This window comes from Hankyongella ginsenosidimutans (assembly GCF_005144965.1).
Taxonomy (GTDB): domain Bacteria; phylum Pseudomonadota; class Alphaproteobacteria; order Sphingomonadales; family Sphingomonadaceae; genus Hankyongella; species Hankyongella ginsenosidimutans.
In genome coordinates this window covers 216,642-229,177 of the sequence record NZ_CP039704.1, presented here as the reverse complement: position 1 = coordinate 229,177, position 12,536 = coordinate 216,642, and the positions used below count along the sequence as shown (strand labels likewise).

The following is a 12,536-nucleotide window of genomic DNA, read 5'->3' as shown; positions in this document are numbered from 1 at the left end:
TGGCTCCTGACCCTAAGGCTTGCAAAGTATCGGTAGTGTCTCAGTTCGAAACCTCCCCGCTCACCCTGAGCTGGACGAAGGGTTGAGCGGCTCGTGGTTCTGTCCGAGCTCACCACGAGCGGGGAGGTTTCAAACTGAGACACTACAAAAGTATCAGGCGGTAATGGGGCCGCCGACAATCCCAGGACGGTTCAAATCCGACAGTCCTTGCATTCCCGGGAGTAAAGCCCATTTAAAGGATGCTAAAGTCGCAAATCGACGGTTTCTGGAGCTTTGCGGCCCCTTTTCCTTCAGTCTGCACCGCGGCACCGGGCGATCCGGTTGTAGGCTCGCCCCAAGGAAAAGGAGAATCTCATGAGCATCACTGGAACTGTCAAGTTCTTCAACGAGCAGAAGGGCTATGGCTTCATTGCGCCCGACAACGGCGAAGGCGACGCCTTCGTGCATATCAGCGCCGTTGAACGCGCAGGCATGACGACGCTGCAGCAGAATCAGCGCGTTTCCTACGATCTGGAACAGGACAAGCGCGGCAAGAAGTCGGCCGTCAATCTCGTCGCTGCCGCCTGATCGACCGAACCCGGCAGGGCGGCGTCCATCGCGGCGTCGCCTTGTCTTACCAAAGGTATTGCACTTGAGCACTCTTGCCCAAACCTACCGCGCCCATGCCGCGCGCGGCGGCGGACGCGGAGGCGACGGACCTTGAAAATGTCCGCGAGCGCAATTTACGTTCGGCCCGCGCGTGGGACGAAATGGCCGAGCGGCAGGACCGCACCGAGCAGGCTCGCCTGGAGCGGGAAACCAAGACGGTCATTCAACCCATCTGATGCGATGTCGAGTCATCGATCCATGCGGCCCTCGGGTGGCAGCGATCAGGTGTTGCCTTGTCGCGCTGTCAGTCCCTTTGCTCCATGCGCCATTTGGCCATCTCGATCCGGTCCTGGCCGAAGAAGGGTTCTGCGTCGAATACGAGCGTCGGCACGCCCCAGTGGCCGGCGCGCTCCAGAGCCTGCTGGTTCGCCGTTATTTCCGCGTCGAGCGCCTCGGCTTCTTCATATACTTGTGCATCGAGCTCCGCGAGATCGAGCCCCGCGCGCTGCGCCGCGCCGGCAAGATGATCGCCCATGTGCCAATTCTCCGCGCCGCCCCAGATCAACCGCGCGGCTTCGTGGGCAAAGGCGAGGCCCTTGCCATGCCGTGCGGCCGCCTGCCCCAGACGGGTGATCCGGTGGATGTACGGCTGCTCCGGCGCGATGGCACGCGTCGCAATGTCCTGCACGATCGGGTCAGGTCGTGGCAGGCCGAACGGAATGCCGTGGAACTGCGCGACCCGCGGCACGTCGACGATCAGATAACGCAGCCAGTTCGGGTGGTTGCGCTCGAAGAAATCCGGCTGGCGCACCGCAAGCGGATAGACCGGACGCAAGGCGATATCGACAGCCGACGTCTCGGCCAGCGCACGATAGCGCCCAATAGCGAGGTAGCTGTAAGGGCTGCGAAAGCTGAAAAGAGATCGGCAACGAGAGCCATGCATGCCTGCTTGTTCGAAAAACGCCAACAGGCTGATGCTGCACCGCGCGTTTCGGCCCTGCAAGGCCTATTATGCCGCGCGCCTTCTGCATGGAAATCGCTTCAAGAAATCCCGGCAAGACAAACGGATGGCGTCGCCGACCTGCGGTAATGGCTGGCAAGGGTATAGGATTTGCGCGGACCTGCAACCGCCACGACGGTGCTGAAGCGGTCGTCGGCATGCCAGGTCATCCGGTGCCGGTATGTGTCTGGCGCGCAGAGGTGCGTCGCTTGCGCCTCGTACGCGGCCGCCAAGCCGGAAAACCGCAGCGTCACATAGAGTGCGCCGCGCCTGTGAGCGTCCGCGAAGTGGATCGCGATGCCGTCCGGGGCGAGGCGGTAATCGTATTCGCGGTACCCCGGCAGGGATATGCCGTTCTCTTGCAGCAGGACGCCGTCTTCCCGATAGCGCAGGACATCGGGTGCGCACGGGCTGAAAACCGCGACGCCGGTGAACGTGCCGAGGTCCCCATCCGGCGCTCCAGCCGCCATTCGCCCTCTAACCGTGCGAAGATCGCAGCCTCGATCGTGGGGCGTTCCGTCTTGTCGTCATTCTGGTCCTCACCGTATCGCGTCGTCCGTTGCCCGGCCAGACCCTTAGGCCCCTTACAGTCCAGCCGGGGAAAGGGCGCTTCACCCGCCCGGCGCGTTACGGTCGCGACGAACCGGTTTAGGGCTGCGATCATCCGGCCGGTCGCGGCTTGACCTTGCGCGTCGCCTTCAACACTGTGTTGTTGTTGCAAGACACCAGGTGTCAAAAGCACTGGCAATTGGCGTAATTTTGTCGTTAACGCAGGTTTAAGAAGTTCCTGCTTCTGGTGAAAACCCAGAAACTCCGGCCATCGCAAGTAAAGAGGTCGCCTGAAGATGCAAACCCAACTCTCAGCCCGCGAAGCCATGGTTGTCAGCCAGCTGCGCACCACCAAGGTGAACGACCCGGCATTGGTTGCAGCGCTGAAGGCGGTGCCGCGCGAGCATTTCGTGCCGGACGACCGCCGGGCGAGCGCCTACGCTGATGAAGACGTGCCGCTTGGTGCCGGCCGAGTGATGCTTCAGCCTCTGACGATCGCGCGCCTGCTCAACGAGGCCGAGATACAGGCAGGTGGCAAGGTCCTGGTCATCGGGGCGGGGACAGGCTACGCCTGCGCTGTTCTCGATGCCATGGGTGCCAAAGTAACCGGGCTTGAGCAGGATGCGGCGCTGGCTGAACGCGCTCGTGCATCCCTGGCGGCGGCTGGCCACTCGGCGGTCGCTGTTGTCGAGGGTGCGCTGGAGGCCGGGTATCCGGCATCTGCGCCCTACGACGCGATTGTCGTCAATGGCGCAACGGAGTTTCTCCCGCAGGCATGGGCCGGGCAGCTTGCAGCCCACGGCGTTGTTGTGGCCATCCTGAAGCAAGATGGAGTCGGCCGAGGTGTCGTGGCGCGCGCCGTCGATGGGGTTTTGGCTGTGATGCGTTCATGGATGCTTTCACCCCGGTGCTGCCGGGCCTCGCAAAACCGGTAACGTTTCAGTTTTAGAAGATCGGCCGAGGGCGGCCGTGGAGGAAAATTACATGACTGTTTCTGGCAAGCGCTTACTTCTTATTGCGCTGATGCTTTCGGGCGCGAGCAAGACCGTCGGCGCTGTGACGCTCAACGATGCGCTTGCGACGGCGTATAACACCAGCCCGGATCTGGGCGCACAGCGCGCCGTGCTGCGCCAGCTCGATGAAGACGTCTCGACCGCCGTCGCCGGCACGCGCCCGACCATCACCGGCGGGGCAACCTTCGAGCGTTCGAAAACCGCAGAACCTTCATTTTCCCGGAGGGCTCGCGCACGTCGCAATTCGGCTCGACCGACCAGAACTTCAACGCCCGCCTGACCCAGCCGGTCTTCCGCGGCAATCGCATCACGAACAACATCCGCGCAGCGGACGCGACCGTGGATGCCGGCCGCGAGACCCTGCGCAACGCAGAGATATCGCTGCTGGTCAACACGGCCACTGCCTACATGGATGTGGTGCGCGATACCGCCGTGCTCTCGCTCAACGACAATCAGGTCGCGGTGCTGCAACGCCAGCTTCAGGCGGCCAAGGACCGCTTCGAAGTCGGGGAACTGACGCGCACCGACGTTGCCCAGTCCGAAGCGCGCCTGGCGCTTGCGGTCAGCAATCGCACGGCGGCCGAAGGCGCCTTGACCGCGAGTCGGGAAGCCTACCGGCAGGTCGTTGGGCAGGCACCGGAAACGCTTGTGCCGCCGAGCGAACTGCCGCCGCAGCCGAACAGCGTCGATCAGGCTGTGGAGCGCGGGCTGGACAAAAGCCCCACCATCACGGCCGCCGTCGCCAACGAGAAGGCGGCGCGCTACCGGGTTTCCCAGGCGAAGGGCGCGGTGCTGCCGAGCCTGGACGGAATCGCCAGCCTCTCGCACTCGCGAGGCGACACGCTGGTCGGCGACGCTCAGACCGGCGGACGCCGCGGCACCAACCTGCAGGCGGGCGTGCAGATCACCATTCCATTCTATCAGTCCGGTGCCGAGTATTCTGCTGTCCGGCGGGCCCAGGAAGTCCGCAGTCAGCGCATGCTTGAGGTTGCGTCCGCCGAACGCCAGGTCACCGAGGATGTCCGCAATGCCTGGGAAGCGGTGCGCACCGCGCGTGAGACCATCCGCTCGGCGAGTTCCGCCGTGGAGGCCAACGAGATTGCGCTGGAAGGCGTGCGCCAGGAGCAGCAGGTCGGTTCGCGCACCATACTTGACGTTCTGGACGCCGAGCAGGAATTGCTGGACTCGCGCGTGACCCTGACGCGCGCGCAGCGCGATGAGGTGGTGGCGGTCTATCGCCTGCTTGCGGCGACCGGCGAACTGAGCGTGGCGTCGCTCGGCTTGACGGTGGACGGCTACGATCCGGCGCAGCATTACAACAAGGTGAAATATCGCTGGTTCGGCTGGAATTCGCAGAAACAACCGTAATGGCGGTGGTGGGTCATTTTGAAATTTTGCCGCTCCCCTGAGCTGGACGAAGGGTTGAGCGGCTCGTGGTTCGCCAGGCTCACCACGAGCGGTTTATTCAAAATGACCCACTACTACCAACCGTAATGGCTGGTATCTGGCACCAATCATGGTAAATGCTTTGCTTTGGCGTAAACGCCTGATCAACGTTTAGTCGCCATAGTGATGCTGTAAGCGAACCGCCAGGGGTGCTCCATGAGCGCAGCAGAATCCAAAGAACCGAGCATGGAAGAGATCCTGGCGTCGATCCGCCGGATCATCTCCGAGGAAGGCGAGGGGCACCTGCGCCCAGCCCGATACAGGACACGCCGCAACCGGATCCCTTCGACGATCTGCCGGAAGACGACGAGGTGCTGGAGGATGCGGAGCCGGAAGTCGCCAGCGAAGTGCTGGAGCTGACGACGTTTGCCGAGCGCGCCAAGCCGTCGCGCGCACCGATGATGATGCCGCCGCCTCAGGCTGCGAACGAAGCGCCGCTGGTGTCGGAAGAGACGCTGGCGGCCACCAACCAGTATCTGAATTCCCTGTCCGGCATGCTGATGCGCAACTACGCTGGCGCCGAGAACACGCTGGAAGGCGTGGTGCGCGAAATGCTGCGCCCCATGCTCAAGGAATGGCTCGACCGCAATCTGCCCGACATTGTCGAGCAGATGGTCGCGCGCGAGATTTCCCGCATCGCAGGCGGCGGCGGCCGCTGAACCCGCCGCTTTAGCTGCTCGCCGGCATCGCGTAGGTGATGAGGCTGAGCACCCCGCCGGTCGGGTCCTGGATGATGGCGAAACGACCGACACCGGGGATATCTGTCGGCGGGAGGACGATGGTTCCGCCAGCCTGCGTGGCTTTGGCGACCCGCTCGTCGACATTGTCGACCGTAATGTAGGTCCGCCAGTGGGTGGGCATGCCGGCCATGTCCGGAGTCATCGCCATGATGCCGCCGATCGCCGCGCCGTTGACCTTGATCAGCGTGTAGTCCACGCCGGGCATGCCGGGTCCTCAAGCGTCCAGCCGAGCAGGTCGCGGTAGAAGCTCTGCGCCTTGGCCTTGTCAGTGGTCATCAGTTCGGTCCAGCTAACCGCGCCGTGGGTGGTGAACACCTCGCTCATACGCGTTTCCTCTCCTGATGGAGGCGGCCTCGCACCGTGCGACAACCCTTTCCCCGTGACGATCTTTGCCATGGTGCCGGCCGTTTCGCGACCTTTTGACGACAGATGGACCTGCATGCTCGATAAAATTTTCAACCCCGCCGCCACGGAAGCCAAATGGTACCAGCACTGGGTGGACGCCGGCTATTTCCTGGCGGGTGCCAACGCCAGACCAGGCGCCGAGCGCTTCGTGGTGATGATCCCGCCGCCCAACGTCACCGGCTCGCTGCACATGGGGCATGCGCTCAACAATACGCTGCAGGACATCCTGGTGCGGGTACATCGCATGAAGGGCTACGACGTGCTCTGGCAGCCGGGCACCGACCATGCGGGCATCGCGACCCAGATGGTCGTCGAGCGCCAGCTCGCCAGCGAAGGTGTCAATCGTCGCGATATGGGTCGTGGCCAGTTCCTCAGCCGGGTCTGGACCTGGAAGGAACAGTCTGGCGGCACCATCATCAGCCAGTTGAAGCGGCTTGGTGCCTCCTGCGACTGGTCCCGCGAACGCTTCACCATGGATGAAGGCTTCAGCCGCGCGGTCATCAAGGTGTTCGTCGAACTGTATCGCAAGGGCCTGATCTACCGCGCCAAACGGCTGGTGAACTGGGACCCCAAGTTCCAGACCGCCGTCTCCGACCTCGAGGTCGAGAACCGGGAGACCAACGGCAAGTTCTGGCACTTCGCCTACCCGCTGGAAGACGGCTCGGGCGAGATCGTCATCGCCACCACCCGGCCGGAGACCATGCTCGGCGACGGTGCGGTCGCCGTACACCCCAGCGACACGCGCTATACACATATGGTGGGCAAAATGTGCGCCTGCCGCTCGCGGACAGACTCATTCCGATCATCGCCGACGACTACCCGGACCCCGAGAAGGGCTCCGGTGCCGTGAAGATCACCGGCGCGCACGACTTCAACGACTTCGTCGTCGCCCAGCGCCACAACATTCCCTTCTTCCCGCTGATGGATGTGGAAGCCCGGATGTCCGGCCCCTGGGTCCCGGAGAAATACCGCGGCATGGACCGCTATGACGCGCGCAAGGCGATCGTCGAGGATATCGACGCCCTCGGGCTGCTGCGCCAGGTCGAGGACCGGGTGATCATGCAGCCGTTCGGCGACCGCTCGAACGTGGTCATCGAACCCATGCTGACCGACCAGTGGTTCGTCGACGCCGAGAAGCTGGCGGTGGACGCGCTGGCGGCAGTCAGGATGGCCGCACGAAGTTCGTGCCGGAAAACTGGGACAAGACCTATTTCAACTGGCTGACCGACATCCAGCCCTGGTGCGTCTCGCGCCAGCTCTGGTGGGGCCACCAGATTCCGGCGTGGTACGACGCGGACGGCAATATCTTTGTCGCCGAAACCGAGGCGGAAGCGCAAACTCTGGCCGGCTCAGGCATCGATCTGCGGCGCGACGAGGACGTGCTCGACACCTGGTTCTCGTCCGCCCTGTGGCCGTTCGGCACGCTTGGCTGGCCAGACGACACCGAGGCATTGAAGCGCTATTACCCGGGCTCGGTTCTGGTCACCGGCTTCGACATCATCTTCTTCTGGGTCGCGCGCATGATGATGCAGGGCCTGGAATTCATGGGCGAGCCGCCGTTCCATACCGTCTATGTCCACGGCCTGGTGCGCGATGCCAAGGGCAAGAAGATGTCCAAGTCGGCGGGCAACGTCATCGACCCGCTGGAGTTCATGGACAAGTACGGCGCGGACGCGCTGCGCTTCACCATGGCGGCGATGGAGACGCAGGGCCGCGACATCAAGCTCAGCGAAAAGCGCGTCGAGGGCTACCGCAACTTCGCCACCAAACTCTGGAACGCCGCGCGGTTCTGCCAGATGAATGGCATCGGCGGCTGCGACAGCATGCAACCGCCGTCCGCCAGCTTGACGCTCAACCGCTGGCTGATCGCCGAAGTCGCCGCCACGCTCGACCGGATGAATGCAGCGCTGGCGGCCTATCGCTTCGACGATCTGGCCTCTGCCATCTACAGCTTCGTCTGGGACCGCTTCTGCGACTGGTATCTGGAACTCGCCAAGCCGGTGCTGACCGGGGAGGATGCAGCCGAACAGGCCGAGACGCGGGCCGTCGCCGGCTGGGCGCTCGACCAGATTCTGGTGATGCTGCATCCGCTGATGCCGTTCATCACGGAAGAACTGTGGCATGCGCTGAAGCCGGACCGCGTCGGCGATCTGGCGGTTGCGGCCTGGCCGGACCTCGGCGGCCTGACGCTCGATGCGCAGGCCGGGCGGCAGGTCGACTGGCTGATCGCTGTGGTCAGCGCCATCCGTTCGGCGCGCACCGAAGTCAACGTTCCGCCCGGCGCACAGCTGCCGTGCCTGGTTGCCTATGCCGATCCCGCGACGGCCGATCTGATCGCCGTGTTCGAGACACCGCTCAAGCGCCTGGCCCGACTGGAGAGCATTGCCCTGGCCGATGCGCCGCCGGCCACCGGAGCCTTGCAGGTCGTGGTGCAGGGGTGACCTATGGCTTGCAACTGGGCGATGTGATCGACCTGGCGGCCGAGCGCGCACGCCTCGCCAAGCGGCGCGACAAGCTGGAGGCGGAAGCCGCTGCGATCCGTGGGCGGCTCGGCAGCCCGGCGTTCGTCGACAAGGCGCCGGAGGAGGTGATCGAGGAGAACCGCACCAAACTCGCCGCCGCCGAGGCCGAGACGGTGCGGATAGCGCAAGCGCTTGAATGTCTGGTTTAGTTAATACAGAATTAAGCAAACGTTCCTACAAACTGGATCGAGCGTAGCGTAAGCGTTTGGGGTAGCAATGAAAAACCGTCGGGCCGTCGAGAGTTCATCGCGCGCCGCTTGCTTTTGTTGCGGATCATTCGTCCAACCTCATACCGCCGGACCTGGGCGACCTCGGGCTTGATCCAGGTTTGCTTGAAGATCACATTGCAGTCGACGTCGGGGTTGATCCGTTGACCCGCACCCTGCGTGACCGCATGGCGCCCGCGCCTATTTCGGCTCGGTGTCGCGCCTCGTGCTCGACGTCAACCGGGAGCCGGATCACCCGGGCTGATCCGGACTCGTCAGACGGTATCCTGATCCCCGGCAACCAGGATTTGAGCGATGCGGAGGTTCAGCGCCGCGTCCTGAAGTATCACCATGAATATCATGATGGCCTTGCGGCCGAGATCGACACCATCGAAACCAAGTCGCGCGGCGCGATCCTCGTGTCCATCCACAGCTTCACGCCGCGCCTGCGTGAAAAGCCGACCCTGCAGCGGCCCTGGCATATCGGGCTGCTTTACAATCGCGATGCCCGGCTGGCCACCAAGGCGTTGGAATGGTTCGGCAAAACACCAGCCTTACCATCGGCGACAACGAACCCTATTCCGGCAAGGCGCTTAACTACACCATGGATCGTCACGCCGAGGCGCGCGGCCTGCCCTATCTGACGCTGGAATTCCGTCAGGACCTGATCAACACGCCGGAAGGGGTTGCGAGTTTTGCGGCACTGACGCAGGCCATGCTGATGGATATCCTCTGACTAGGCTGCAGATCGACCCAGTCTGAGGCGATCAAGGTCTAGACGCGCCGGGCTCCTGCTGGCATCGCTGAGGCAGGAGGTAACGCGTGCGTATTGCAACATTCAACGTCAATGGCATCGCCGCGCGGTTGCCGCGCCTGATCGAATGGCTGGAGACGGCTCGGCCGGATGCCGTCTGTCTGCAGGAAATCAAATGCACGGACGATGCGTTTCCGGCTGAGCCGATCCGCGCGCTTGGCTACAGCGTCGAGACGGTCGGCCAGAAGAGCTTCAACGGCGTTGCGATCCTCAGCCTGCGGCCGTTCACGGTAACCCTGCGCGCACTGCCGGGCGATGCCGCTGATGAGCAGGCGCGCTATATCGAGGCGGATTTCGGCGCTGGCATTTTGGCGGGCTGTATCTGCCGAACGGCAATCCGCAGCCGGGGCCGAAATTCGATTACAAGCTCGCCTGGATGCGCCGCCTGATTGCACGCGCCGCCGCTCTTCTGGAAACCGAAAAGCCCGTTGTGCTCGCCGGTGATTACAATGTCTGCCCGACTGACGAGGACGTGTTCTCGCTATCCGCCATGGCGGACGACGCACTGGTGCAACCGGATACCCGCGCGGCGTTCCGGCAGTTGTGCGCGCTCGGGCTGACGGACGCGATCCGCGCCGTCGAGCCCATAGGCCGTGCTTACACCTTCTGGGACTATCAGGCCGGCGCCTGGGCCAAGGACAACGGCCTGCGGATCGACCACCTGCTGCTCTCACCCCAGGCCGCCGATCGGCTGGTCGCGGCCGGCGTCGACCGCAAGCCGCGCGCCGCCGAACGCCCATCGGACCATACGCCGGTCTGGGTGGACCTCGCACTCGACTGATCGAGAAAAGCGAATAGCGCGCCGCCTTAAATTCGTTTCCTCTTTTCGAGTCGATCCTTTATTGCGTCCAATGGTTTGTATCAGGCCGGGCGGATAAAGACCGACCGGATCGTTATCTTGCAACAAAGGGAGGCCATCATGGCTGGGCTTAAAGGGTCGAAAACGGAAGAAAACCTGAAATACGCGTTTGCCGGCGAAAGCCAGGCGAACCGCCGCTACCTGTATTTCGCACAGAAGGCGGATGTGGAGGGCTTCAACGACGTCGCCGCCGTGTTCCGCTCGACGGCGGAAGGCGAGACCGGCCACGCGCACGGTCACCTCGAATTCCTCGAGGAAGTCGGCGATCCGGCAACCGGCGAGCCGATCGGCAACACCTCGCTTAACCTGAAGGCCTCGATCGTCGGTGAAACGCACGAGTACACCGACATGTACCCCGGCATGGCGCGCACGGCGCGCGAGGAAGGCTTCGACGAAATCGCTGACTGGTTCGAGACCCTGGCGAAAGCGGAAAAGAGCCACGCTGGCCGCTTCCAGAAGGCGCTGGATACCCTGGACGCCTGATTTCCAGAGCAACGGACTTTAGGGTCAGGCCACATTCTTACTGAGTCCTGACCCTAAATCTGCAACAGCCTGATGGCCTGCACAGTGCAGATTTAAAGTCCAAAGCTGCTATGTATATTTGAAAAGAGTCCGATTGACGCCATCGGTTGAAGCAACCTTGCTCTCCGCTTCAACCGATCAGGCTCTAGATTTGATCGTTTCAGATTGAATCAATCTGAAACGTGAATCATGGTCTAAATTGTTGATAAGAGCCTGATTCACGCTCTCGGTTGAAGCACATATGCTTCAACCTCAACCGATCAGGCTCTAGTGTCGTGGAATCGAAGTTCGCACCGCGAATGGGGCTCAAGGATGAGCTTCGATTCTAAAAGCGGCACGAGGAACGTTGATTTGCCAGTGTGCTTCTCGAACCTGAAATCGAGCAGGGCAAGATACTGCGTGCAACGGATTTCAGGTTCTGGACACTGGCGGGCAGCGTCGCGTCGGCGCAGCCCGATTCTGGCCTGAGGGGATAAGTATGAGGGAAGGAAGTCTGAGGCGCCGACGCGCCATCCAATCGATTGGCAATCGGAGCAGTTCTACGACGAAGCGGCACTCGATGCAGAACTGCGCCGTGTGTTCGACATCTGCCATGGCTGCCGGCGCTGCTTCAACCTGTGCGATAGCTTCCCACGCTTGTTCGATCTGATCGACGAGGCACCGTCCGGCGAACTGGATACCGTCGAGTCAAAGGATTTTCAGCCGGTCATCGATGCCTGCACCCTGTGCGACATGTGCTTCATGACCAAGTGCCCCTATGTGCCGCCGCACGAATTCAACCTTGATTTTCCGCACCTGATGCTGCGCGCGCGCGCTGTCGCCCATCGCAAGGGTGAAACCCGCCTGATCGAGCGCCACCTTGCCGAGACCGACCGCGTGGGTCCGGTCGCGACATTCCTCAGCGGTGCCGCCAACATGGTCACGGATCGTGGGAACAGCCTGGGTCGCAACGTGCTCGAAGCGGTAGCCGGGCTGGACCCGCGCGCCACGCTGCCGCGCTACGCCGACATGCCGCTCACCAAGGCGCTGGGGCCGGTTATTCCGGAACCAAATGCCGATGCGCCGGCGTTTGGGCGCAAAGCGGTATTCTACGCGACCTGTTTTCACAACTACAACGATCATAGCATTGCGACGGCGGCCATTCGCGTGCTTGCCCATAACGGTGTGGCCGTCACTCTCGAATATCCCGGCTGCTGCGGTATGCCGAAGCTTGAGAATGGCGATTTGCCGGGTGTGACGGCTGGAGCCGTGCCGATCGTTGCGGCGCTGCTGCCTTATGCAGCGCAAGGCTACGACATCGTGGCAGCGACGCCGTCCTGCGCCTTGATGCTGAAATTCGAGTGGCCGCTGCTGATGCCGGGCAACGCCGAGGTCAAGGCTTTGTCCGAGGCGACGTACGACCTCAGCGAGTATGTTGTCGACATTGCCAAGAAGCACGGCCTCGCGGCGGGTCTGCAGCCGCTCGCGGGCGGTATTTCCGTCCATCTCGCTTGCCATTCACGCGCGCAGAACTTCGGCCCAAAAGCGGTCGAGATGCTGAAGCTGATCCCCGAGGCCAACCCGGCCCTGGTCGAGCGTTGCTCCGGGCATGGCGGGAAGTGGGGCTATTTCAAAGGCAATTTCGATACCGCGATCAAGGTCGGCACCCCGGCCGGACGGGCGCTGGTCAAGACCAACCCGGCGCATGTGGTCACGGAGTGCCCGCTGGCAGGGCCGCACCTCGAGCAGGTGCTGGAAGCCATCGGCCAGCCGAAGGCCGTGCACCACCCGATCGAGTTGCTGGCGCGCGCCTACGGATTAGAGCGGCCGACCTGATGAAATCAGATCGAAAACCGCTCTATCATTTTTATTTTGCCGCGATTTCTTAACCAG

At 62.8% G+C, this 12,536-nt stretch carries 13 protein-coding genes and 3 pseudogenes; 12 read left to right on the top strand and 4 right to left on the bottom strand.

What is annotated here, in order from left to right:
* Window positions 1-354 precede the first annotated feature (354 nt).
* Together E6W36_RS01345 and E6W36_RS01340 are read left to right on the top strand one after the other, a co-directional pair.
* Window positions 355-567 carry a cold-shock protein gene (locus E6W36_RS01345; RefSeq protein ID WP_222873517.1) on the top strand — a complete coding sequence of 71 codons (213 nt, stop codon included), beginning with the start codon at window positions 355-357 and terminating at the stop codon, window positions 565-567.
* Between the two features lie 95 nt (window positions 568-662).
* Window positions 663-824 carry a hypothetical protein gene (locus E6W36_RS01340; protein WP_222873516.1) on the top strand — a complete coding sequence of 54 codons (162 nt, stop codon included), beginning with the start codon at window positions 663-665 and terminating at the stop codon, window positions 822-824.
* Between the two features lie 68 nt (window positions 825-892).
* On the opposite strand, the gene E6W36_RS01335 is transcribed toward E6W36_RS01340, so the two are convergent.
* Both E6W36_RS01335 and E6W36_RS01330 read right to left on the bottom strand, forming a co-directional pair.
* Entirely contained in the window at window positions 893-1,531 is a 639-nt protein-coding gene (locus E6W36_RS01335) for a 2-hydroxychromene-2-carboxylate isomerase (protein WP_246047928.1), read from the bottom strand.
* 98 nt (window positions 1,532-1,629) lie between these two features.
* Window positions 1,630-2,058: a DUF6314 family protein gene (locus tag E6W36_RS01330; RefSeq protein WP_222873515.1), complete on the bottom strand. Its 429-nt coding sequence runs from the start codon at window positions 2,056-2,058 to the stop codon at window positions 1,630-1,632.
* 405 nt (window positions 2,059-2,463) lie between these two features.
* On the opposite strand from E6W36_RS01330, the gene E6W36_RS01325 reads away from it, so the two are divergent.
* The 4 genes from E6W36_RS01325 to E6W36_RS01310 all read left to right on the top strand — a co-directional run bounded on the left by E6W36_RS01325 (window position 2,464) and on the right by E6W36_RS01310 (window position 5,255).
* Window positions 2,464-3,072, top strand: coding sequence for a protein-L-isoaspartate O-methyltransferase family protein (locus E6W36_RS01325; protein WP_222873514.1), 609 nt, complete (start codon window positions 2,464-2,466; stop codon window positions 3,070-3,072).
* Window positions 3,073-3,121: 49 nt separating this feature from the next.
* Window positions 3,122-3,430, top strand: coding sequence for a hypothetical protein (locus E6W36_RS01320; RefSeq protein WP_222873513.1), 309 nt, complete (start codon window positions 3,122-3,124; stop codon window positions 3,428-3,430).
* Window positions 3,364-4,518 (top strand): TolC family outer membrane protein, encoded by a 1,155-nt coding sequence (locus E6W36_RS01315; protein WP_222874361.1) that lies wholly within the window; start codon window positions 3,364-3,366, stop codon window positions 4,516-4,518. Before E6W36_RS01320 ends, E6W36_RS01315 begins: the two co-directional genes overlap by 67 nt.
* 389 nt (window positions 4,519-4,907) lie before the next feature.
* On the top strand, window positions 4,908-5,255 hold the full coding sequence (locus E6W36_RS01310) for a DUF2497 domain-containing protein (RefSeq protein WP_246047926.1): 348 nt from the start codon (window positions 4,908-4,910) through the stop codon (window positions 5,253-5,255).
* Window positions 5,256-5,265: 10 nt separating this feature from the next.
* On the opposite strand, the gene E6W36_RS01305 is transcribed toward E6W36_RS01310, so the two are convergent.
* Both E6W36_RS01305 and E6W36_RS01300 read right to left on the bottom strand, forming a co-directional pair.
* On the bottom strand, window positions 5,266-5,541 hold the full coding sequence (locus E6W36_RS01305; RefSeq protein WP_222873512.1) for a VOC family protein: 276 nt from the start codon (window positions 5,539-5,541) through the stop codon (window positions 5,266-5,268).
* A complete protein-coding gene (locus tag E6W36_RS01300; protein ID WP_222873511.1) occupies window positions 5,517-5,660 on the bottom strand; it encodes a VOC family protein in 144 nt (47 codons plus the stop codon). The genes E6W36_RS01305 and E6W36_RS01300 overlap by 25 nt, the downstream gene beginning before the upstream one ends.
* A 70-nt stretch (window positions 5,661-5,730) precedes the next feature.
* Between E6W36_RS01300 and E6W36_RS01295 the strand changes: the two are divergent.
* The 6 genes and pseudogenes from E6W36_RS01295 to E6W36_RS01275 all read left to right on the top strand — a co-directional run bounded on the left by E6W36_RS01295 (window position 5,731) and on the right by E6W36_RS01275 (window position 12,479).
* Window positions 5,731-8,412, top strand: a pseudogene (locus tag E6W36_RS01295) (valine--tRNA ligase).
* A gap of 140 nt (window positions 8,413-8,552) precedes the next feature.
* Window positions 8,553-8,954: pseudogene (locus E6W36_RS22695) on the top strand (N-formylglutamate amidohydrolase); the annotation flags it as partial.
* Between the two features lie 47 nt (window positions 8,955-9,001).
* On the top strand, window positions 9,002-9,205 hold the full coding sequence (locus E6W36_RS17245) for an N-formylglutamate amidohydrolase (RefSeq protein WP_246047922.1): 204 nt from the start codon (window positions 9,002-9,004) through the stop codon (window positions 9,203-9,205).
* A gap of 86 nt (window positions 9,206-9,291) precedes the next feature.
* A pseudogene (locus E6W36_RS01285) lies at window positions 9,292-10,064 on the top strand (exodeoxyribonuclease III).
* A gap of 138 nt (window positions 10,065-10,202) precedes the next feature.
* Entirely contained in the window at window positions 10,203-10,625 is a 423-nt protein-coding gene (locus E6W36_RS01280) for a rubrerythrin family protein (RefSeq protein WP_222873510.1), read from the top strand.
* Between the two features lie 615 nt (window positions 10,626-11,240).
* Complete coding sequence (locus tag E6W36_RS01275; protein WP_222873509.1) at window positions 11,241-12,479, top strand: heterodisulfide reductase-related iron-sulfur binding cluster; 1,239 nt, start codon at window positions 11,241-11,243, stop codon at window positions 12,477-12,479.
* Window positions 12,480-12,536 lie beyond the last annotated feature (57 nt).

Bases quoted from the DNA above. Each gene is read 5' to 3' on its own strand.
- E6W36_RS01345 (WP_222873517.1), top strand. From the start codon at position 355: ATGAGCATCACTGGAACTGTCAAGTTCTTCAACGAGCAGAAGGGCTAT.
- E6W36_RS01340 (WP_222873516.1), top strand. From the start codon at position 663: ATGCCGCGCGCGGCGGCGGACGCGGAGGCGACGGACCTTGAAAATGTC.
- E6W36_RS01335 (WP_246047928.1), bottom strand. From the start codon at position 1,531: ATGCATGGCTCTCGTTGCCGATCTCTTTTCAGCTTTCGCAGCCCTTAC.
- E6W36_RS01330 (WP_222873515.1), bottom strand. From the start codon at position 2,058: ATGGCGGCTGGAGCGCCGGATGGGGACCTCGGCACGTTCACCGGCGTC.
- E6W36_RS01325 (WP_222873514.1), top strand. From the start codon at position 2,464: ATGGTTGTCAGCCAGCTGCGCACCACCAAGGTGAACGACCCGGCATTG.
- E6W36_RS01320 (WP_222873513.1), top strand. From the start codon at position 3,122: ATGACTGTTTCTGGCAAGCGCTTACTTCTTATTGCGCTGATGCTTTCG.
- E6W36_RS01305 (WP_222873512.1), bottom strand. From the start codon at position 5,541: ATGCCCGGCGTGGACTACACGCTGATCAAGGTCAACGGCGCGGCGATC.
- E6W36_RS01300 (WP_222873511.1), bottom strand. From the start codon at position 5,660: ATGAGCGAGGTGTTCACCACCCACGGCGCGGTTAGCTGGACCGAACTG.
- E6W36_RS17245 (WP_246047922.1), top strand. From the start codon at position 9,002: ATGGTTCGGCAAAACACCAGCCTTACCATCGGCGACAACGAACCCTAT.
- E6W36_RS01280 (WP_222873510.1), top strand. From the start codon at position 10,203: ATGGCTGGGCTTAAAGGGTCGAAAACGGAAGAAAACCTGAAATACGCG.